The following is a 20,078-nucleotide window of genomic DNA, read 5'->3' as shown; positions in this document are numbered from 1 at the left end:
ACCTCTCGTTCAGGAAATCTGAATCTCGCCATCAGGAAATTCAACTTTTCCTATTCTAGGCGTTCGATGGACGATACGGCTTTCCCGACGTCCGAAACGAGGAACGCGACCATCATGAGCCTCTCCACTGTCTACATCGACGGCGACCAAGGTACGACCGGACTGCAGATCCACGAACGCCTGCGGGATCGCACGGACCTGCGTGTCGTCACGCTGCCGGATGCCGAGCGCAAGAACCCGGCGCGCCGCGCCGAAGCGATCAACGCTGCCGATATCGCGATTCTGTGCCTGCCCGACGCCGCCGCACGCGAAGCGGTCGGCTTCATCCGCAATCCGGCGGTACGCGTGATCGACGCGAGCTCGGCCCATCGCACCGATCCGGAATGGGTCTACGGTTTTCCGGAGATGATCGACGGACATGCGCGGACGATCGCGCACGCCAGGCGCGTCACCAATCCGGGCTGCTATCCGACAGGCGCGATCGGGCTGCTCCGGCCGCTGCAACAAGCCGGCCTGCTGCCGAGCGACTACCCGGTGAGCATCCATGCCGTGTCCGGCTATTCGGGCGGCGGGCGAGCCGCCGTCGACGAATTCGAATCGAACGGGGCTGCACGCACGAAACCGCTTCAGGTCTACGGCCTCGCGCTCGCGCACAAGCACGTCGCGGAAATCCAGCTGCACGCCGGGCTCGCACACCGTCCGCTGTTCGTGCCGGCTTATGCCGCGTACCGGCAGGGCATCGTGCTCACCGTGCCGATCGAGCTGCGTCTTCTCCGTGCCGGCGTGACCGGTGAGTTGCTGCATGCATGTCTCGCGCACCATTACGCCGGCGCCCGCCACGTCGACGTCATGCCGCTCGCGGATACGCGCACGATCACGCACCTCGATCCGCAAGCGCTGAACGGTACGAACGACCTGCGGCTCGGCGTGTTCGTGAATGCGGATCATGGTCAGGTGCTGTTGTCCGCCGTGTTCGACAATCTCGGCAAAGGGGCATCCGGCGCGGCGGTGCAGAATCTCGACCTGATGCTCGGTGCAACGAGCATCGCGACAGCAGCGTAGGCCGGCGGCGCGCGTCATCATCGGCCGGCGCGGCGCATCGCGGCCGCCCGTGCCTGCCGCACGCGCACGGCTCACGGCGCCGTTGCGAGCCATCACGGACATCACGTCCGCCATCGCTGCTCGCATGGCCCCCGTAAAAGCTCACCTTTGGCCGAATTCAGCCCGCGTCGTCACCGGCCGCGGCATTCAATCCGGCGAGCGCCTCCGCGAGAAAATCAACGCACACGCGCACTTTCGCCGAAGCCGCGACGCGTTCCGGATACACCGCCCAGATGTTCGCCGGCTGAATCGCGTCCGGCAGCACGCGACGCAGCGCGCCGCGTTCGATCAGCGGCCCCGCTTCCCAGATGGAGCGCAGCACGATCCCGCGCCCGGCCAGCGCCCATTGCACGGCCACCTCGCCGTGGTTGGTCGACAGTGCGCCGCCAACCTTGACCGTGGCGGTTTCGCCGCGCAGGTTCAGCCGCCAGACGCCGAACGGATGGTCACGCTCCTTGATTGCGAGACAGTCGTGCGATGCGAGATCCGCGAGCGTGCGCGGCGTACCGCGCCGGGCGAGATAGTCCGGTGACGCGCACAGCACGCGATAGTTCGCGGCAAGGCGGCGTGCGATCAGGTGATCGGCAATCTCGTCGCCGATTCGCACGTCGAGATCGTAGCCCTCGCCCGCGACGTCGACGAGCCGGTCGAACAGATCGAGCCGCACGTTGAGCTGCGGGTAGCGCGCGGAGAAATCGAGCAACGCCGGCGCAACGACATGACGGCCGAAGCCGAAGCTGGTCGAGATGCGCAGCGTGCCGCGCGGCACCGTGCGCGTGGTCGACACGTCCTCGACGAGATGGTCGACGTCGTCGAGAATCTTCTCGGCACGCGCGAACACGCGCTCGCCGGCTTCCGTGACCGTCACGCGGCGCGTCGAGCGATGCAGCAGCCGCGTGCCGAGCTGCGCCTCGAGCAGCGCGATGCGCTTGCTCACATAGGCCGGCGACACCGCGAGTTGCTCGGCGGCCATGCTGAAGCTCGTCAGCCGGACGACCAGGCTGAAGACGCGCAGGTCGTCGAGATTCGGCGATTTATTCACGATTCGTGGAAAGTCGATTAACGTCTCGCACGATTTTAATCTGAATGGAAATAAATAAAATGGCGACGTGTTCCGCTGCGCACGCTGCCGGCGGCCCGACCAGCCAAGGAGACTTGCATGAGCGACAAGACGTACAAGATTGCCGTCATCCCCGGTGACGGCATCGGACGTGAAGTGATGCCCGAAGGCCTGCGCGCGCTCGACGCGGTGACGGCGCGCTTCGGCATCCGTTTCCAGTTCGAGCAGATCGACTGGGCAAGCTGCGACTACTACGCCCGGCACGGCAAGATGATGCCGGACGACTGGAAGGCCCGGCTGTCGGGCATGGACGCGATCCTGTTCGGTGCGGTCGGCTGGCCCGAGACGGTGCCCGACCACGTTTCGTTGTGGGGTTCGCTGCTGAAATTCCGCCGCGAATTCGACCAGTACATCAATCTGCGGCCCGCGCGCCTGTTCGACGGCGTGCCGTCGCCGCTCGCCGGCCGCAAGGCGGGCGACATCGACTTCATGATCGTGCGCGAGAACACCGAAGGCGAATATTCGTCGGTCGGCGGCACGATGTTCGAAGGCACCGAGCGTGAAGTGGTGATGCAGCAGTCGATCTTCACGCGTCACGGCACGGAGCGCGTGCTGAAGTTCGCGTTCGAGCTCGCGCAGCGCCGCGCGAGGCGCCTGACCGTCGCGACGAAGAGCAACGGCATCGCGATCAGCATGCCGTGGTGGGACGCGCGCGCGGCCGAGATGGGCGAGCGCTATCCCGAAATCGCCGTCGACAAGCAGCACATCGACATCCTGTGCGCGCGCTTCGTGCTGCAGCCGGACCGCTTCGACGTCGTCGTCGCGTCGAACCTGTTCGGCGACATCCTGTCCGATCTCGGGCCGGCCTGCACGGGCACGATCGGCATCGCGCCGTCGGCGAACCTGAACCCCGATCGCAAGTTTCCGTCGCTGTTCGAACCGGTGCACGGCTCCGCGCCGGACATCGCGGGCCAGTACATCGCGAACCCGATCGCGATGATCTGGTCGGCGGCAATGATGCTCGACTTCCTCGGCAACGGCGCGGGTCGCGAACGCGAAGCGCACGACGCGATCGTCGCGGCGATCGAGGATGTGCTGCGCACCGGGCCGCGCACGCGCGATCTCGGCGGTCAGGCGGGGACGCAGGAAGTGGGTGAGGCGATCGCGTCGCGGATCGCCGGCTGATAGAACGATCCGACGAGGCGCGGAGCGAAGCGGTCGATAGGCGTCGTGCTCAAGGTGGCGCGGCGCGATTGAGTGTGGTTAGACCTTCGCCGATTACGGCGCGCGCGCGTGCAGGCGTGCGCGTCGATGTCGATGTCGGGCGGTGAGCGGTGAACAATGCGATTGGGCAGCGCGCACTGATGCGTGTCGACCCATTCTCCGTGATCTGAATCACATCGAAGTCGAGCGGTGAGCTGCATCGCACATCGCTACACACCGATTGATTCTCACCACCGTGCATGGACGCAGCACGCGCGGCGTCGATGTCGCATTCGATCCGCATGCGAGCAATGAAAGCGCGTGCACGCCCATGCGTGCGGCGCTTGGGTCAGTGCAACCCGCGCCGTTTCCATCGTTTCCTGCGACGATTGATCGGTGAGATGCAGCGCGCGAAAGATCACACCGTCCGGCACGAAACGTGCCCTCTCCCGAAAACACTCACCTTAACGCGCGACTCCCGTATTTCCTCACCATTGAGCACGGGCGTCGCGCTCGATGCACAATCGGGCGCGTCCACGCGCCGTCATCGCGATGCGTCAGAGACCGAGATCGGACAGGCCGGGATGATCGTCCGGACGGCGACCGAGCGGCCAATGGTACAGGCGGTCCGCTTCGCGAATCGGCAGGTCGTTGATGCTCGCGTGGCGATATGCCATCAAGCCGTTCTCGTCGAACTCCCAGTTTTCGTTTCCGTATGAGCGGAACCAGTTGCCCGCGTCGTCATGCCATTCGTATGCGAATCGCACCGCGATGCGATTCCCGCCGAACGCCCACAGCTCCTTGATCAGCCGATAGTCGAGCTCGCGCGTCCATTTCCGCTGCAGCAATCCGACGATCTCGTCGCGGCCCGTCACGAACTCCGCGCGATTGCGCCAGCGGCTCTGCGGCGTATAGGCAAGCGAGACGCGCTGCGGGTCGCGTGTGTTCCACGCGTCCTCCGCGGCACGCACTTTCTGGCGCGCCGTGTCGAGCGTGAAGGGCGGGACGGGCGGACGAACTTCCGGGGAAGCGGACATGGGATGCTCCTGTTCAAGGTTGGGGCCGCGCACGAACGCAGCCGTTTGAGATGCGTTACTTCGACGCGCGAGACACCATATCCAGCACGAGTTCGGCGGTTGCACGCGCATCGCGCGCCGCAGTCGCATCGCCGCTGACGAGCGCGACGCCGATCGCGCCGTCGATCAGCACCAGCCATTGGCGCGCGACCCGGGCCAGCCGGCGACGCTCGATGCCGGCATCGTCGGCATACGCATCGCACCGCTCGCGTACGAACGCAAGCAGGCGCGCCTTGTGCATGCGCGCGACGACGCGTACCGGATCGTCGGCATCGGCAATCTCGCCCGACGCGTTCAGGAACGCGCAGCCGTGAAATTCCGGTTGCAAGAACCAGTCGCGCAGCACGTCGAACATGCCGAGCAAGTGGGCACGTGGCGACTTGCCGCGCGCCAGCGTGGCGTCGACGAACCAGCGCATCCAGCGCTCGTCGCGACGCTCGAGGGCGGCGACAACCAGCGCTTCCTTCGATTCGAAATGCGAATAAAAGCTCTTTCGTGCGGCGCCCGCTCGCTTCACGATCGCATCGACACCCGTCGCGTGGATACCGCCCGAGTAGATCAGCGCTTCGGCCGCGTCGAGAAGCCGCTCTCGAACGGCCGGTTCGCCGGAAAAGTCATCATGTGCGTTCATGGGTTTACGGTAGAACGATCGTTCTCCATCGTCAACACACACGTGAAAAGGCCATGTCGGCGGAAGGGCCGAATGCTGCATGGCGCCGATGGCCAGCAGCGCATTTCAGGCGGCGCTGCGCATGCGCGCTGGCGAAGCTGGTGGTGTTCGCGGTCGCGAAGCGCGACGGCTGACCGGTGAGCGAATCAAATGGCGGGCAGCGCACCGATCGATGCAGTCGGGCAGGCTGACGGGTGAGTTCGATCGTTGTTGATTGGCTCACGGATCGATGAGGTGCCGTGCCAGCGTTGTGTGACGACGTGCTGTCGTACGAAGGCACGGCCAGGGCGAGCGCAAGCGCGACGCCAGGGTCTGGCTGTTCAGGCCGCGGCGAATGAACGGGAGGGGCAGGAAGAAAGACACGCGCCGAGCGACGCTAAAGTGCGGACGCGAGAGCGATACTGGCCGGTGACGCGCGGGGGCATTTGCCGATCACCGATGCATGCTGCGGAACCGGAGCGCGATCGTCGTCATGTCGTCAAGGAGCCGCGACGTGCCGTCGTTGAATTTCTCGATTGCGCGCCACACGAAAGCACGATCGAGCCATCATTCGGCGCGCGAACACAGCTCCCGAATAATCTCACCTCAAGCATTTGCCGACTCCGGTCGTGCGTCGTCGAACGCTCATGCCGACACGAGCGGAGCAGTCGGCAAACGCGCCGGCCGCCCCGCCCGCACTCAAACCGTCCAGTCGAGGATCACCTTGCCGCTTTCGCCGGACAGCATCGCAGCAAAGCCTTTTTCGTAATCGTCGGCCGCAAAACGATGCGTGATGATCGGCGACAGATCGAGGCCGCTTTGCAGCATCGCGACCATCTTGTACCAGGTCTCGAACATCTCGCGACCGTAGATGCCCTTGATCTCGAGTCCCTTGAAGATCACCTGATTCCAGTCGATTGCCGTCTGCGCGGGCGGAATGCCGAGCAGCGCGACCTTGCCACCGTGATTCATCGCCTCGAGCATGCTGGTGAACGCGCTCGGCACGCCCGACATCTCGAGGCCGACGTCGAAGCCTTCCGTCATGTGCAGGTCGGCCATCACGTCGCGCAACGACTCGCGTGCGACGTTGACCGCGCGCGTCGCGCCCATCTTGCGCGCGAGTTCGAGCCGGTAATCGTTGATGTCGGTGATCACGACGTTGCGCGCGCCGACGTGCTTCGCGATCGCGACGGCCATGATGCCGATCGGGCCCGCGCCGGTGATCAGCACGTCCTCGCCGACGAGATTGAACGACAGCGCCGTGTGCGTCGCATTGCCGAACGGATCGAAGATCGACGCGAGATCGTCGGAGATCTCCGGCGGAATCTTGAACGCGTTGAACGCGGGAATCGCCAGGTACTCGGCGAACGCGCCCTCGCGATTCACGCCGACGCCGATCGTGTTGCGGCACAAATGCCGGCGGCCGGCGCGACAGTTGCGACAGAAGCCACACGTGATGTGGCCTTCGCCGGACACGCGATCGCCGATCGCGAAGCCGCGCACTTCCTGCCCCATCTCGACGATCTCGCCGACGTATTCGTGGCCGACGTGCATCGGTACGGGAATCGTCTTCTGCGCCCAGTCGTCCCACTTCCAGATATGGATGTCGGTGCCGCAGATCGCCGTGCGGCGAATCTTGATCAGCACGTCGTTGTGTCCGACTTCGGGGCGCTTCACGCGCGTGAGCGTAAGGCCGGGGCCGCGCTCGAGCTTTGCCAGTGCTTTCATGTTCGCAGCCTCCGTCAGACGATGCCGAGCGACTTGCCGACACGCACGAATGCATCGACCGTCTGATCGATCTGTTCGGGCGTATGCGCGGCGCTCATCTGTGTGCGGATGCGTGCGCGACCGCGCGGCACGACCGGGAACGAGAAGCCGATCACGTAGACACCTTCTTCGAGCAACTTGTCCGCCATGTTGGTTGCAAGCTGGGCGTCACCGAGCATCACCGGGATGATCGGATGCGCGCCCGGCACGAGCGTGAAACCCGCGGCAGTCATCTGCTCGCGGAAATGCGCGCCGTTCTCGCGCACGCGTTCGCGCAGCTTCGCGCCTTCGTCGCTGCCGAGCAGTTCCAGCACCTTCAGCGACGCCGCCGCAATGCTCGGCGTCAGCGTGTTCGAGAACAGGTACGGGCGCGAACGCTGGCGCAACAGTTCGACGATCTCGCGGCGAGCCGCGACATAGCCGCCCGATGCACCGCCCAGCGCCTTGCCGAGCGTGCCGGTGATGATATCGACGCGGCCGTCGACGCCACAGTGCTCGGGCGTACCGCGGCCATTCGCGCCGATGAAGCCGACCGCGTGCGAATCGTCGACCATCACGAGCGCGCCGTAACGATCGGCGAGGTCACAGATGCCTTTCAGGTCGGCGATGATGCCGTCCATCGAAAACACGCCGTCGGTCGCGATCAGCTTGTGGCGCGCGCCCGCTGCGTCGGCTTCCTTCAGCTTCGCCTCGAGATCGGACAGATCGTTGTTCTTGTAGCGGAAACGCTTCGCCTTGCAAAGTCGGATGCCGTCGATGATGCTCGCGTGGTTCAGCTCGTCGCTGATCACCGCGTCGTTCTCGTCGAGCAGCGTCTCGAACAGGCCGCCATTCGCATCGAAGCAGCTCGAATAGAGGATGCTGTCTTCCGTGCCGAGAAACGACGCCAGCGCACTTTCGAGCTGCTTGTGCACGGTTTGCGTACCGCAGATGAAGCGCACCGACGCCATGCCGAAGCCGTCCTGGTCGAGGCCGGCCTGCGCCGCGGCGATCAGGCGCGGGTCGTTCGCCAGGCCGAGATAGTTGTTCGCGCAGAAATTGAGCACGCCGGCACCGCTGGCCAGCCGCACGGCCGCCGCCTGGGGACTCGCGATCTCGCGCTCGGTCTTGTAAAAACCGTCCGCGCGGATCTGGTCGAGCGTCCCGCGCACCTGGGCGAGAAAGGCATCACGCATCGCAAAGCTCCTGACAGGAATTCGCAATCCGCCGCGCGCCGCTCGTGGCGGCAGCCCAACGGCCTGCTACTGTTATAGTCGGTCGTTCGGTTGACCGCATTTATCCGATATTCCGAACTCAAATTCGAAATACCGAACAACTCTAAGCGAACGGAAATCAAATGGCAAGTTCCTCCGCGTCGCGGCGCACGCCTGCCGGCGCCGCACCGCAGCAGCCGGGCGTGACCCCTCCGCGCGTCGGCGAGCAAATCCAGCGCCTGCGCAACGAGCGCAGGCTGACCCTCGACGACCTGTCGCGCGCAGCCGGCGTATCGAAGTCGATGCTCTCCGAGATCGAGCGCGACAAGGCCAATCCGACGATCGCGGTCGCATGGCGGCTCACGAATGCGCTCGGCATCACGCTCGACGAGCTGTTCTCGCAACCGAAAGCGCCGGAGGCGATCCGCGTGGACGGCCCGCACGACATCCCGACGCTCGCCGGCCACGACGGCCGCTATCAGTTGCGCGTCTGGGGCCCGATCGAGCTGGCCGGCAAGTTCGAGTGGTACGAGCTGACGCTGCCGGGCGGTGGCGCGCTCGTGTCGAACGCGCACGAACCCGGCACGCGCGAACACCTCACCGTGCTGCAGGGCGCGATGGAAATCGAAGCCGCAGCGGCCAGCCGGCGCCTGAAGGCGGGCGATACCGCACGCTACCCGGCCGACACGCCGCACGCGATCCGCAACCCCGGCAAGGCCGAAGCGCGCGCATTACTGATCGTGATACATCGCTGACGATGCGGCTAGCTGGCCGAAAGGCCAGTTGCGGAAAATACTGTATGTTTGTACAGTATACGGACATTCCGCCATGCATTGGCCGGGGTCGGGGCACCGAGGCGCCCGCTCCGGTCGACAGGAGCCTGCGATGACAGAAGAACAAGACTTGGCCGCGCTCAGCTTCAAGGCTGCCGCGCACGACCTGGAACTGATTGTCCGCCATATAGCCGGGCGCTACATCCAACAGCGCGTCCCGCTGTCGTGGCGCCTGCTGCACGCCATCGAAGCCGAAGCGCTCGCCGATCTCGGCTTTGCCAGTCGGCACGAAGCCGGCATGCGCCAGCTGTTCGAACGACCGTCGGACATGACCTTTCCCGAAACGGATGAACCCATCGACTTCGGACAATCGAACGCGTTGCCCGCTGTCTTCTCGTTCGCGGTCCTTGCGTATGAAGCCGCGGCCAAATCGCAGGAAGCGCCTTCACGCGAGCGCATTCATCGTCCGTCCAAGGCATGGGGCGACTGACGACAGGCCCCGGCCGATCGACACGGCGGCCGGCTCCCGCATCCTGCTGCCCGCGACGTTGCGAATAGGGCTACCATATACGCAACTAACGGAATAAATCACATGTCCCTTCCAACATCCTCCGACACGCCCATACGCCCGGAAGAAAAGGATCTGTTCGACCGCGGCGCGTCCGACTGGATCGTCTCGCCCGAAACCGCGTTCGACGCCTGGCTCGCCATGCAGGACTACCGCCGTTCGTCGGCCGACGTCTATCGCGCACAATGGGGCGCCTTCCTCACATGGTTGCGCGCACATCAGAAAAACCTCGCGACGGTCGATACCGCTACGATCGCAAATTTCGTCGGCGAGCTTCCCATCCGGAAGACCCAGCGATTGCGCTATCTCCGGCTGATCGAACGCGTTCTCGACCACATCCGGCGGACCGAGCTCGCATCCACCAACCCGGCGCGCTTCATTGCTCAGGATGGCGAAGCGAACTGGCGTCAGGCACGCGACAATGAACCGACCGGTTTCCTGACACCGGCGGAACGCGCGAAGTTGTTGGCCTACCTGTTTTCGCCGATTGGCGTATCCGGCTCCGCATACTGGAAGGAGCGGCGCGACCGCGCGCTCGTCGCCGCATTTCTCGGTGCCGGCGTGAAGACCGGCGAAGCACGCGTGCTCACGATTAGTTGCATCAATACGAGCGGAACGTCGCTGCAGATCCCGTCGACGCATCCCGATTTCGCGCGCGAAACCCATCTGGCCTCGTTCGCGATCGCGTTGCTCGAAGCATGGCTCGTCGAGCGCAAGCGCCAGGAGATTCCGGGCGAGCTCGTGTTCCCTGCCTCGCATGCCGGGCGGCCGATGCACAAGGCGACGATGCTGCGCGCGATCGATGCGATCGTCGAATCCGCAGGCCTCACGTCGTCACGCACCGCGCGCGCGAGCCCGCAAACGCTGCGCAACACTTACGCAGCCGAACTGTTCGAGCATGACGTGCCGCCCGAGCGGGTCGGCAAATGGCTCGGCTTCATGCGGCCGATCTCGTCGAACCGCCTTCACCGCGCATGGAAAAACTGGCGCGATGATCTCGCGAATGGTGACGCGTCCGAGCAGGACGAAACTCACTGATGCCGAACCGGCTGCTCACGCGACATGATCCGTGAGCAGCCTTGCGTGGCGGCGCCTCACCGTTTCACAGCTCCCGAAAAACCTCACCTCCCGCATCCCGTATCTCCTCACCTGTGAGATCTCTGTGCCGAGCGACACGTCAATCGCGCGCAAAGCGCGCGACCGCTTCGAATCGGGAAGGCCAAGGCCCTGAAGCATGTTCGCATTCGGGGCACGACACTTCGAAGCCGTCGTCGCCATGCGACAACTCCGGTTCGCCGTCGCAATGCGGGCACTGGGTCGGCACCGGAGTCTCATGGTCCAGTGATGTCCCGATCACGGAAAACGCCTCTGCATCGAGCTGGCCTGCATCGGCCAAGCGCCGAATCAGCGCCGAAATCTCCGGATTCATCCCGCGGCTGGCACGCAGCGTATTCACCTCGCGTGTGGCACGGTCCAGTTCGTCGCTTTGGGTGCGGAGCTGTTCCTCGAGTCGGTCCGCCCGGGCCTTGGCCGAACTCAGCTGTTGAAGAAAATCGAATTCCTTGCGCTGCACGTCGCGCAGACCGCTCTGGTAGGTCGACGCCATGCTGCGTAGCGAGTCCAGCTCGACCAGCATCGGTTTCACGCGGCGTTCGGCTTCGGCTACCGCATCCTTGATCTGCTGCGCATAGTGTTCGGTGCGCTGCTGCAATTCGGCTTGGAGCGTGTCGATGCGGTCGCGCAGCGTCGCGTTCTGCGTCTGCTCGGTGTCGACTCGGCCAGCCATGGCGGCCAATTCCTTTTCAAGCCGCGCGATAGTGGTGAGCAGCGTCGCCTCGTTCGCCGAACCGTGCGTCGATTGCGACGCGAGCTGCACCTCGAGTTCGGTCACACGCGCCTGCAGTTGCTCGTTTCGCGTTTCACTGCGCGTCAGTGCACTCTCAAGGGTTTCCTGGCGAACCATGGCGTCGCGCAGCCGCTGTTCCGCATCGGCCAAGCCGGCGCGAACCTGTTCGCGATCGATATCGAGGCTTTCCCTGGCCGCTTTCAACGCCTCTTCGTAGAGTGCGCCGAGCAACGCACCTGCCTTTTCCTCGACCGCTTTCGGGATCGCCGCACCATCGAGCCGAATTTTCGAGGCGGAACGGATGCGTTCCCAGAAATGGTCGATGTCCTTCGGGATGTCGCTGGCGCTGCCGGTCTGGGTCAGGTCGCGAACGTTCGCAGCCGACGGTCGGATACCGAGATCGAAAAACAACCGTTTGCACGCATGCAGCGACAACTCTTGGCGTCGCGCGCCGCTCGCGCGGAGCGATTCCAGTTCTTCTCGAATGACTTCACGCATTTCATCCAGCGTCATGGCAGGACTCACAGACATTGACATGTTGCAATCATAACGAAATACGTATTTTTTGATACTAAATCTCGGGAGGCGTGGCGAATTTACGTCGGTCTGTGCAGAAAGCTGGCCTGGGAGTCAATCCTGCTGAGCCAGTCCTTCAATTCCGTGAAACAAAGCGAAGAAAGCACCGCAAGTCTTTGTCTCGAAAGCGATTTCGAGCGAGCCCCGAAAAAGTGCACTTGTTTCACACGCGGAGCGTCATCGTAGCCATTTGGTGTTCAGGGTTCGGCTTCTCTGTGGAAAACTCGAAGGCCGAGGTCTTGAGAGTATTAGAAGTAAACACCCTTGAACCCTTAGTTAAAAACGTTAACGCCACGGCTCAGCCTTATGTAGCAAGGCTTTCGAGCCGACAAGGTGAAGTTTTACGGGAACCAAGGTGACCTTCTGCGGGAGCTGAAGTGATGGGGTTCGGGGGCCTGCGTGAGCCGATGCGGGAAAGGTCGTGAGCGGATTCGGGATCACAGTGAAACACGAGATTCCTCAAAGGTGAGATTTTTCGGGGCCGCACAGCCATGGAACCCATGCTGTGTCTGCTTTCACAGTTTTCTGCCTGTGCAGACATAGGTGAGAATTTGCGGGACCTTCTTCGTGCCCTCATTTTGCCCATCTTTTGGGCAGTTTTCGACAAAGGTGAGGTTTCACGGGACTCCACAGGGATTTGCTGTGAGGATTTCCGGGAAACGGCCCTCGTTTTGCACAGCAAAAGTGCGCTGTGGTGCCGGTGGAGGCCGAAAGGTGAGGCTTTTCGGGAGCGAAATCCGGGTTTTCCTGCCCGGATCCCGATAAGGTGAGCTTTTTCGGGGCATCGATCACAGGTCGTCGGCCGCCTTCAAGGTGAGGTTTTTCAGGAGAGGTATTTGCTGAAAAATTCGTCACAGGTGAGACTTTCCGGGATCCGAAGCGCGGGGAATTGGCCGAAAGGCCCGCCGGGACTGGCGGAAATCCGATTTTCGCTGTGCCAGTTTTTGGCAAAGGTGAGAATTTTCGGGAGTCGGCGTCCGGCTGCCGCCTACACTGGAGTGCCGTAAAGGTGAGGCTTTTCGGGGGGACGATCGCCCTGCACAGCCGCACACAGGACGCGCATAAGTATCGGATGGCATTGACATTTTTGATACCGCGGCGGTTACGGTGAGAGTTTTCGGGAGCAGCTTTCGCGTCCGTTCGAACGCCGCTTTTATCATTAAGGTGAGGTTTTTCGGGAGGCGCTGGCGGCGGGTCCCGCGTGTGTCGGGGATGTATCGGTATCCAGGTCACAGAATGTCGAACTGATAAGGTGAGGATTTTCGGGACCCGCTGGTTTCTGTGCGCTGTACAATGCGCGCCCGGGCATGTGGAACGGTATCGAGCGCCGCTGCGAAGCCGCGCTTCGATGCCGGTTTTCGGTACCGGATGCCGCCGCGACCGTCTCGTCGGCCGCGCCTGTACATGCATACAGGGCGTTACGGGTCCCCGCCGAGCGATGCCACGGCAGCCAGTGGCCCCCCTGTGATGAAGACCGGAGCCGTGCAGTCGTAAAATTACGACAAATGGAAAGGTGAGCCGATACGGGAGCACGTTACGCACGTATCGGGCACAGGTGAAAATCTGTGAATCCGCGCATCCCGCGACACGTCTGGACGAGTCCAAAAGGCTTTAAATCCGGACCGGTGAGGGTTTTCGGGAGAAAGTTGGGGTGAGTGCCGTTTTGCATGCGCCCTTCACCGGCTATGGTGAGCATGTCGTTCTGGACGCACATCACCACAGGCGCTATCCTTCCGTGAAACTTCTCCTCCGACCTGACGCATGGCCACGAAGCGCGCCAAGAAAACCGATGTGGATGTGGTGAGTGCCAGTTCAGCCGAATTGCGAAAGGCCGTCGAGGCAATCGCAATTCAGCCGAAGAGCGGCAAGATCACGCTCCTCACCCGCAAGCTGTTCAACGTCCTGCTCGCCGTCGCGCAGCAGGCCGACGACTCGGGCGATACCTATCGCGCGCTGCTGTCGGACATCGTCGCCAACTCCGCCTTCGATTCGAACGACACCGCTTTGGTGAAGGAACACCTGCGCCGCATGGTGTCGGTCCAGGTCGAATGGAGCACGGGAACGTCGAGCCAGAAGCCGGGCCGCAAGTGGGGGATCTCGACGCTGATCGCCGATGCCGAAATTCTCGAGGATCCGGCCACCCGCCGCGTGTGGGTCGAATTTTCATTTGCACCGAAGATCAAGAAGAAGCTGCTCGACCCGGTCCAGTACGCGCGTCTGAGCCTGCAGTTCCAGAGCCAGCTGCGCAGCAGCGCTGGCCTCGCGCTCTACGAAATCTGCGTGCGCTATCTGACGAACCCGAGCCATCTGACGATGCGCGAGCCGTGGGAATGGTGGCGGCCGATCCTGTCGGGCACGCCCGATACGGAGGCCGGCGACGAGGCGAAGCGCGAGTACAAGTATTTCAAGCGCGATTACCTGCGTCCGGCGATCGCCGAGGTCAATGCGGTCACGAACATCTTCGTCGAGCTGATCGAGCATCGCGAAGGGCGGCGGGTCGCGGAGATCCAGTTCCGCGTGACCGAGCGCAAGCAGCCGATGCTCGCGCTCGACGAGCATCCGAACGTGTTCGACAGCACGCTGGTCGACCGGATGGTGAAGCTCGGGATTCCGCTCAAGGAAGCGCAGACGCTCTACGCGGACAGCGAGGAAAACCGGATTCGCGCCGCACTGCAGATGACCGAGCAGCGGATGCGCAGCACGACGCTGCCGCCGGTGCGCAGTGCGCCCGCGTTGTTCAAGGACGCGCTGAAGAAGGGTTATGCGCCGCCGGTCGAGTCCGTCGACGCGCTGCCTTCCGGCACGCCCGCCACGAAGGCCGTAGCGGCGCAGCCCGACGACCTGAAGGCGCGTCTGTTGAGCGAATTCGCTGCGTTCCGCCGCAAGGAAGCGAAGGTGCTGTACGAGGAGCAGGGCGACGCGGAGCGCGAAGTGGCGCGCGAGTCGTTCGAGTCGGAGGTGTTGCCGACGATGGGCTCGCACCTGCGCGACGACTGGCGCAAGCGCGGTCTCGATTCCAAGCTGGCCGAGACGGCGTTTTTCGACTGGCTTGCCCAGAAGACCTGGGGCGAGCCGACCGACGGCGACCTGCTGTCGTTCACCCTGAATCAGTCACGGGCCGCCTGAGACCCGTTCAGGCCCCTCTGGCGCGCCATCGCCGGGCGCCGGCCTGGCCGGCAGCGCCGGCTCCTCGCCAGGCGCTGTCGGCCGTGTCCATCACTCCGACAACAGCATCCGCTCGAGCTGCTCGAGGATCGCGTCACGTTTGTCCTTCGGGAGACCGCGCAGGCGCAGTTCGATGCGGTCTTCGCCATACGACTTCAGGTCGCCGACCGACTTGCCGCCGAGCTTGATCTCGAGACGCTGCGCATAGCGCTGACGGCCCGCCGGCTTGGGCGTTTCCTGCGCCGCGACGCGCCCCTTGACGATGTCCGACACCTGGCGCGTGCTGAGATCGTCGGACACGATCTTGTTAATCAGCCGCAGTGTCGCCTCGGTACCGCGTGCATTGTGATAACGGCCGACCTGGTACGCCATGTTCGACCCGAAGCGATCCGGGCGCGCGACCATCTCCTGCATCACGCTCTCCGGCAGCTTGCCGATCGACAGCGCAACCGCGACCGTCGACTCGTCGAGGCCGAGGTGCTCGGACAGTTCCTTCTGGCTCTGGAAATGTTTTTCGTCGAGGAAGCGGCGCCATACGACGGCGTTGTCGAACACCGTCTGCGAATCGCGTTGCACGTTCAGGTCGTAGCCGAGCTTGTAGCTCTGGATTCCGATCGGCACGTCGATCACGATTGCCTTCACCGACTCCTTGTTTGCTTCCTTCAACGCACGCACGCGGCGGCCGCCATCGCTGACGAAATACGAACCTGGATTGTCGTAGTCTGGAATTACGTGGATCGCCTGCTGTTGCCCTTGCTTCGCGAGGTTGACTGCGAGTTCGGCAATCGACGACTTTAGATAGAAGTGCCGCGGGTTGAACGGGCTATGCTTGATCGCCTTCAGCGGCAGTTCGATCACTTGGCCGGGCGCATAGCGGTTCTCGAGGCGCCACGCGCGATATTGCGGCGATTCGTCGGTCGCCGGGTCGAGCAAGGTGTCCGGAACCGGTGGCGGCGCGATGTCCTTCTTGGCGGACTTCGTCGGGGCCGGTGTGGCCGTCTCGGATTTGACGATGCCGTCGATGGCATTCAGCCGATCAAGCGCCGTGCGCTTCTCGCTCGTCGTGATATCCGGGCGCGCTTGGAATCCTTTTGCAAATTGGGAGGGTTTCATGTGACTCCTTTATGCGCATAAAGTCAGGGCAGCATGGCGACGATTTCGTCGGCGCATGCGCGGATCTCCGCGGCGGCCAGCTTGGCGCCACGATCGTTCATCTGCAGCACGGTCTGACCGAGCGCCATTGCCTGCTTATATGCTTCCCGGGTCGGGATTTGCGTCTTCAGCAACGGGAAGCCGAGTTCCTCGAGCGCGCGCTTGAGCTCGCGGGTCAGCATGCGCTTCTCTTCGGTTTTGTTCAGCAGGAAGACGGCGCGCAGGTCTTCGTTCATCACCTGAGCCTGCTGGATCAGTTTGACCAGCCCGACGCTCGACCAGTAATCGGCTGGCGATGACGAAGTCGGGATCACGGCGATCGATGCGGCCAGCAGCACGACGCCGGAGACCTTCTCGGTGATCGACGGCGGGCAGTCGACGACGATGATGTCGTAGTCGTTGATGAACTTCTTGATTTCGCGATGGATCTGGCCGCCGGCTTCGGCGAGGTTGACGACCGGGAACGGGATGCCGGTGTCGCTGTCACCCGAAGCGCTCGACCAGTGAACCAGTGTGTTTTGACCGTCTGCGTCGATGACGAGGACGCGCTTTCCTTTCTCATGGAATGCAGCGCCGAGGTGCATGGCAATCGTGCTTTTGCCGACGCCACCTTTTTGTTGAGTGACTGCAATGATTTCCGCGGCCAATTTTCACTCCTGTTTTTGGTCGTTGGAATTCTACAGGACGATATTTATATTTCAATGAAATTGTCGTTCGACAACTACGCGTTAGCCGTTCGGGCTATGGGTTTATGCGCATAAACGAACGGTCGATGCCGGATGGCTGGCGCAGGCACGCGAGATTGCTGCATTGGACGATGAGCGGAATCGTCGTGACGACACGCAATTTCGCTGTCGCCTTCGGCGCGCTGAGCGGCGCAATGCATCGGACCACGTTCGATCGTTGAAGGCGGCTGCTTTGATGGTGGCGAGTTTGTGCGCATAAACTTCGGCAGTGACGAGCGCATCGACGCGTCGGAGCCGTCAATCGAACATGCTCTCCGATGACGGATACCGTGCGGCCCAGACCGCTGCGATGCGATACCTTCTAGGTCCGGCGACGAAGCGCACTGCCGGTCCCGCCCCGTGTTTATGCGCATAAATCCATCGAGGACTCGGTAGTTGTCAGGGGTCCCCCGCCGACGAGTGAAGAAAGACGATGCCCCGGACACCGTCGCATATTGCGCAGCTATGTGTTCGAGGTACCGAAGCTGGGCCCGACCGCGATATCGGCGATCCATCTCACTGCGGTACGCGACGACTTTATGCGCATAAACCCACTGACGGATACATTCGGCGGCGGTGCGTAGGCGCTGGTAACACGACATCACAATGAGTCTTATGCCCTCAGCCATCCGCAACGAAGAAGGTGCCGCAAGTGTCCATGCAACGCACTTTATGCGCATAAACGCATCGGACCGGTTACGCGCTCATCGGCGCAACAGAGCCTGCCCGCTCGCCACACCGCGACTCCAACTCCCCTTCCATCCGTGTGCTCACACCCGCCAAAACACCCGTAGCCAGACTGGCTACAATACGGGCCTTTCCCATTCAGGCCGAACGATGATCACGATCTACCACAATCCCCGCTGCTCGAAGTCCCGAGAGACGCTCGCACTGGTCGAGACGCTGAACACGACCGGCACGCCGGTAAACGTCGTCGAGTACCTGAAGACGCCTCCGACCGTCGAGGAACTGGAAGCACTGCATCGTCAACTCGAGCGCCCGGTGGGCGACATGATTCGCGACGGCGAGGAGCCGTACAAGACGCTGAATCTGGCCCGTGCGGATCTGACGGACGCGGAGGCCTACGCAGCGATTGCTGCGCATCCGATTTTGCTGCAGCGTCCGATCGTCGTGTATCGAGGCAAGGCCGCGATCGGCCGCCCGCCTGAGTTGGTGCGAGCGCTGTTCGAATAATTTCAATTCGGCGTATTTTTCTTATCGCATCGATCCCGGCGCGAGCGCGCCGGGATCGACTGACAAATTCGCAACCGCAACCTACCTCCTCCGACGCCACGCAGCGCACCGCCCGTACTCGACCGTCGCGCCCAGCGAGCCCAGCGAGCCCAGCGAGCCCAGCGAGCCCAGCGAGCCCAGCGAGCCCAGCGAGCCCCCGCCAGCATCGACCTCACGACGTCACGACGTCAACCGGCACCCACCGTTCACCACAACGCGCACGCCCAGCCCGCCGTCGTCAGCTTAACCCTTCGTCCCACCACCCGACGCCTCGCCCCCCTCACCACCCGCTTCATCGCCTAACCCCCGCCCCGCCGCCACATGCGCCGCCGTCCGCAGCAGCGCGATCTGCCCGCGATATGCGCGGCATCCGCTGCATGTCGGCAGATGCACGTGCACCTGCACGCGCTCATGAAGCGTCAACGCGCGGTCGAGCGCATCCGACAGCAATCGCGTCACGTCTTTACATTTCCCCGGCAGCATCTTCGGTCGTCAGTCCTTTTTCGCTGAGGCAGGTGCGCAGGCGCGTGCGCGCCCGATACAGCAGCACGCTGCAGTGATTCGTCGTCAACGTCAGTTCGCTGCAGATGTCGGCAATCTCGACGTCGAGGAATTCGCGCATCATGAACACGCGCCCGATGTGTTCCGGCAGGTGGTCGAGGCAGGCCTGGAACAGCGTCCAGAACTGCTGTTGTTGCAACAGCGTTTCGGGCCGCGCCCAGGGTCGCGGCTTCGTGTGCGCGGCCCAGTGCCCGTTTTCCTTGAACAGCTCGCGATCGAGCACGGACTCGCCATCGAGCTCTGCATCGAGTGCGGACAGACTCACCGTCCGCTGCCGCGCGCGCAGAATGTCGATCAGCTTGTTGCGCAGGATGCCGAACACCCAGGTCTTGTGGGCCGATCGCCCGGCGAACTCGCCCGCGTGCGTCCACGCAGCGGTCAGCGCTTCCTGCACCGCATCCTCGGCCGCATCGGCATCGCGCAGCTGAAGACGTGCGAAGCGCAACAGGTCGCGGCGTAGTTGCGCGAGATAGGCGGGGTCGTCGTATGCGGACGGCATGGCGGGTCGGAAGCCTTACGAAACGGAGGCGATCGTGGGCGCGCCGGGCGGGCGCATCGCGGTGCGAGCAGCTTACTGGGCGAGACGCCGCGCTGCAACGGATGTTCCGTCTGGAATTCACGAAGCCGGCCGGCGCGCTGCGCTATGCTTGCCGAAGCCCCGCGCCACGCGCCGTGAAACGCGCGGCCCGAGCAGTCTGTAACATCCGATCAAAACGGCCAAGTTATCCACAATTTCTGTGGAAAACCTTGTGGAAAGTCGGCCGGTCGGCCCCGTGGGACGGCTCGCGGGCTGGCTTGCCTATAAACAGACCTTTGTCGCCTGGCCGGAATCAATCGATCCGATTCGTCACTCACCGGAAGGAGAACGCCATGTCCTATCGTGTTGCAGTCGTCGTCGGCAGCCTGCGTCGCGGTTCCTGGAACCGCGCGCTCGCGCACGCCGCGATTTCCCTCGCTCCGGCCGATTTCTCGTTCGAATTCGTCGAGATCGGCGAGCTGCCGCTGTACAGCCAGGACTACGACGCGGATTTTCCGGAAGTCGCGCGGCGCTTCAAGCAGTCGATCGAAGCCGCCGATGCGCTGCTGTTCGTCACGCCCGAATACAACCGCTCGATCCCCGGCGTGCTGAAGAACGCGCTCGACTGGGGCTCGCGCCCGTGGGGTCACAACTCGTGGTCCGGAAAGCCGGGCGCCGTGCTCGGCACGTCGCCGGGCGCGGTCGGCACCGCGCTCGCGCAGCAGCATCTGCGCAACGTGCTCGCGTATCTCGACGTGAAGACGCTCGGGCAGCCGGAAATGTTCATCAAGCATGACCCGGCGCGCATCGACGACGAGGGGCGAATCGTCAGCGACGACACCCGAAAGTTCCTGCAGGGCTTCGTCGATCGCTACGTCGATTGGGTGCGCATGCTGAAGGCGGCCTGATCGCC

Annotated in this window: 18 protein-coding genes; 8 read left to right on the top strand and 10 right to left on the bottom strand. The window is 63.3% G+C overall.

All coding sequences use genetic code 11. From position 1 onward, the window contains the following. Nucleotides 1–114: 114 nt before the first annotated feature. Nucleotides 115–1,062 (top strand): N-acetyl-gamma-glutamyl-phosphate reductase, encoded by a 948-nt coding sequence (gene argC, locus HW466_RS06190; protein WP_060118681.1) that lies wholly within the window; start codon nucleotides 115–117, stop codon nucleotides 1,060–1,062. A 157-nt stretch (nucleotides 1,063–1,219) separates the two neighbouring features. On the opposite strand, the gene HW466_RS06185 is transcribed toward argC, so the two are convergent. After that, nucleotides 1,220–2,143 (bottom strand): LysR substrate-binding domain-containing protein, encoded by a 924-nt coding sequence (locus tag HW466_RS06185; RefSeq protein WP_059501267.1) that lies wholly within the window; start codon nucleotides 2,141–2,143, stop codon nucleotides 1,220–1,222. A 117-nt stretch (nucleotides 2,144–2,260) separates the two neighbouring features. On the opposite strand from HW466_RS06185, the gene HW466_RS06180 reads away from it, so the two are divergent. Further along, nucleotides 2,261–3,346, top strand: coding sequence for a tartrate dehydrogenase (locus HW466_RS06180; RefSeq protein WP_151003120.1), 1,086 nt, complete (start codon nucleotides 2,261–2,263; stop codon nucleotides 3,344–3,346). Between the two features lie 575 nt (nucleotides 3,347–3,921). Here HW466_RS06180 and HW466_RS06175 read toward each other — a convergent pair. The 4 genes from HW466_RS06175 to HW466_RS06160 all read right to left on the bottom strand — a co-directional run bounded on the left by HW466_RS06175 (nucleotide 3,922) and on the right by HW466_RS06160 (nucleotide 8,031). Beyond that, complete coding sequence (locus HW466_RS06175) at nucleotides 3,922–4,401, bottom strand: nuclear transport factor 2 family protein (RefSeq protein WP_059772561.1); 480 nt, start codon at nucleotides 4,399–4,401, stop codon at nucleotides 3,922–3,924. Nucleotides 4,402–4,456: 55 nt separating this feature from the next. Next, a complete protein-coding gene (locus tag HW466_RS06170; RefSeq protein WP_151003122.1) occupies nucleotides 4,457–5,071 on the bottom strand; it encodes a TetR/AcrR family transcriptional regulator in 615 nt (204 codons plus the stop codon). Between the two features lie 717 nt (nucleotides 5,072–5,788). After that, complete coding sequence (gene tdh, locus HW466_RS06165) at nucleotides 5,789–6,817, bottom strand: L-threonine 3-dehydrogenase (RefSeq protein WP_059501276.1); 1,029 nt, start codon at nucleotides 6,815–6,817, stop codon at nucleotides 5,789–5,791. Nucleotides 6,818–6,831: 14 nt separating this feature from the next. Further along, entirely contained in the window at nucleotides 6,832–8,031 is a 1,200-nt protein-coding gene (locus tag HW466_RS06160; protein ID WP_151003124.1) for a glycine C-acetyltransferase, read from the bottom strand. Nucleotides 8,032–8,192: 161 nt separating this feature from the next. Here HW466_RS06160 and HW466_RS06155 point away from each other — a divergent pair, with 161 nt between their 5' ends. The 3 genes from HW466_RS06155 to HW466_RS06145 all read left to right on the top strand — a co-directional run bounded on the left by HW466_RS06155 (nucleotide 8,193) and on the right by HW466_RS06145 (nucleotide 10,428). Continuing rightward, entirely contained in the window at nucleotides 8,193–8,804 is a 612-nt protein-coding gene (locus tag HW466_RS06155) for a helix-turn-helix domain-containing protein (protein WP_059448836.1), read from the top strand. Between the two features lie 130 nt (nucleotides 8,805–8,934). Beyond that, nucleotides 8,935–9,312, top strand: coding sequence for a DUF2471 family protein (locus tag HW466_RS06150; RefSeq protein WP_059772564.1), 378 nt, complete (start codon nucleotides 8,935–8,937; stop codon nucleotides 9,310–9,312). Nucleotides 9,313–9,414: 102 nt separating this feature from the next. Beyond that, nucleotides 9,415–10,428: a tyrosine-type recombinase/integrase gene (locus HW466_RS06145; RefSeq protein WP_059543506.1), complete on the top strand. Its 1,014-nt coding sequence runs from the start codon at nucleotides 9,415–9,417 to the stop codon at nucleotides 10,426–10,428. 139 nt (nucleotides 10,429–10,567) lie between these two features. Here HW466_RS06145 and HW466_RS06140 read toward each other — a convergent pair whose 3' ends face one another. After that, a complete protein-coding gene (locus tag HW466_RS06140; protein ID WP_059501286.1) occupies nucleotides 10,568–11,749 on the bottom strand; it encodes a DNA-binding protein in 1,182 nt (393 codons plus the stop codon). Nucleotides 11,750–13,573: 1,824 nt separating this feature from the next. On the opposite strand from HW466_RS06140, the gene HW466_RS06135 reads away from it, so the two are divergent. Continuing rightward, nucleotides 13,574–14,938 (top strand): replication initiation protein, encoded by a 1,365-nt coding sequence (locus tag HW466_RS06135; protein ID WP_059448840.1) that lies wholly within the window; start codon nucleotides 13,574–13,576, stop codon nucleotides 14,936–14,938. A gap of 90 nt (nucleotides 14,939–15,028) precedes the next feature. On the opposite strand, the gene HW466_RS06130 is transcribed toward HW466_RS06135, so the two are convergent. Both HW466_RS06130 and parA read right to left on the bottom strand, forming a co-directional pair. Continuing rightward, nucleotides 15,029–16,090 (bottom strand): ParB/RepB/Spo0J family partition protein, encoded by a 1,062-nt coding sequence (locus HW466_RS06130; protein WP_059501287.1) that lies wholly within the window; start codon nucleotides 16,088–16,090, stop codon nucleotides 15,029–15,031. Between the two features lie 23 nt (nucleotides 16,091–16,113). Beyond that, on the bottom strand, nucleotides 16,114–16,776 hold the full coding sequence (gene parA, locus HW466_RS06125; RefSeq protein ID WP_059448842.1) for a ParA family partition ATPase: 663 nt from the start codon (nucleotides 16,774–16,776) through the stop codon (nucleotides 16,114–16,116). 915 nt (nucleotides 16,777–17,691) lie between these two features. On the opposite strand from parA, the gene arsC reads away from it, so the two are divergent. Next, nucleotides 17,692–18,048, top strand: coding sequence for an arsenate reductase (glutaredoxin) (gene arsC, locus HW466_RS06120; RefSeq protein ID WP_151003126.1), 357 nt, complete (start codon nucleotides 17,692–17,694; stop codon nucleotides 18,046–18,048). Between the two features lie 282 nt (nucleotides 18,049–18,330). Here the strand turns inward: arsC and HW466_RS06115 are convergent, their stop codons facing one another. Further along, nucleotides 18,331–18,570, bottom strand: a complete 240-nt coding sequence (locus tag HW466_RS06115) for a zf-HC2 domain-containing protein (protein ID WP_081081138.1) — start codon at nucleotides 18,568–18,570, stop codon at nucleotides 18,331–18,333. Next, nucleotides 18,551–19,147, bottom strand: a complete 597-nt coding sequence (locus HW466_RS06110; protein WP_059501294.1) for an RNA polymerase factor sigma-70 — start codon at nucleotides 19,145–19,147, stop codon at nucleotides 18,551–18,553. Before HW466_RS06110 ends, HW466_RS06115 begins: the two co-directional genes overlap by 20 nt. A gap of 371 nt (nucleotides 19,148–19,518) precedes the next feature. On the opposite strand from HW466_RS06110, the gene HW466_RS06105 reads away from it, so the two are divergent. Next, nucleotides 19,519–20,073, top strand: a complete 555-nt coding sequence (locus tag HW466_RS06105) for an NADPH-dependent FMN reductase (RefSeq protein ID WP_059448845.1) — start codon at nucleotides 19,519–19,521, stop codon at nucleotides 20,071–20,073. The last annotated feature ends 5 nt before the right edge of the window (nucleotides 20,074–20,078 follow it).

Source organism: Burkholderia territorii (assembly GCF_902833055.1).
GTDB classification, from domain to species: Bacteria; Pseudomonadota; Gammaproteobacteria; order Burkholderiales; family Burkholderiaceae; genus Burkholderia; species Burkholderia territorii.
This window is presented reverse-complemented; position numbering and strand designations above follow the sequence as displayed.

Bases quoted from the DNA above. Each gene is read 5' to 3' on its own strand.
- HW466_RS06145 (WP_059543506.1), top strand. From the start codon at position 9,415: ATGTCCCTTCCAACATCCTCCGACACGCCCATACGCCCGGAAGAAAAG.
- HW466_RS06140 (WP_059501286.1), bottom strand. From the start codon at position 11,749: ATGACGCTGGATGAAATGCGTGAAGTCATTCGAGAAGAACTGGAATCG.
- argC (WP_060118681.1), top strand. From the start codon at position 115: ATGAGCCTCTCCACTGTCTACATCGACGGCGACCAAGGTACGACCGGA.
- HW466_RS06160 (WP_151003124.1), bottom strand. From the start codon at position 8,031: ATGCGTGATGCCTTTCTCGCCCAGGTGCGCGGGACGCTCGACCAGATC.
- arsC (WP_151003126.1), top strand. From the start codon at position 17,692: ATGATCACGATCTACCACAATCCCCGCTGCTCGAAGTCCCGAGAGACG.
- tdh (WP_059501276.1), bottom strand. From the start codon at position 6,817: ATGAAAGCACTGGCAAAGCTCGAGCGCGGCCCCGGCCTTACGCTCACG.
- HW466_RS06135 (WP_059448840.1), top strand. From the start codon at position 13,574: ATGGCCACGAAGCGCGCCAAGAAAACCGATGTGGATGTGGTGAGTGCC.
- HW466_RS06105 (WP_059448845.1), top strand. From the start codon at position 19,519: ATGTCCTATCGTGTTGCAGTCGTCGTCGGCAGCCTGCGTCGCGGTTCC.
- HW466_RS06170 (WP_151003122.1), bottom strand. From the start codon at position 5,071: ATGAACGCACATGATGACTTTTCCGGCGAACCGGCCGTTCGAGAGCGG.
- HW466_RS06115 (WP_081081138.1), bottom strand. From the start codon at position 18,570: ATGCTGCCGGGGAAATGTAAAGACGTGACGCGATTGCTGTCGGATGCG.
- HW466_RS06175 (WP_059772561.1), bottom strand. From the start codon at position 4,401: ATGTCCGCTTCCCCGGAAGTTCGTCCGCCCGTCCCGCCCTTCACGCTC.
- HW466_RS06155 (WP_059448836.1), top strand. From the start codon at position 8,193: ATGGCAAGTTCCTCCGCGTCGCGGCGCACGCCTGCCGGCGCCGCACCG.
- HW466_RS06130 (WP_059501287.1), bottom strand. From the start codon at position 16,090: ATGAAACCCTCCCAATTTGCAAAAGGATTCCAAGCGCGCCCGGATATC.
- HW466_RS06110 (WP_059501294.1), bottom strand. From the start codon at position 19,147: ATGCCGTCCGCATACGACGACCCCGCCTATCTCGCGCAACTACGCCGC.
- HW466_RS06180 (WP_151003120.1), top strand. From the start codon at position 2,261: ATGAGCGACAAGACGTACAAGATTGCCGTCATCCCCGGTGACGGCATC.
- HW466_RS06150 (WP_059772564.1), top strand. From the start codon at position 8,935: ATGACAGAAGAACAAGACTTGGCCGCGCTCAGCTTCAAGGCTGCCGCG.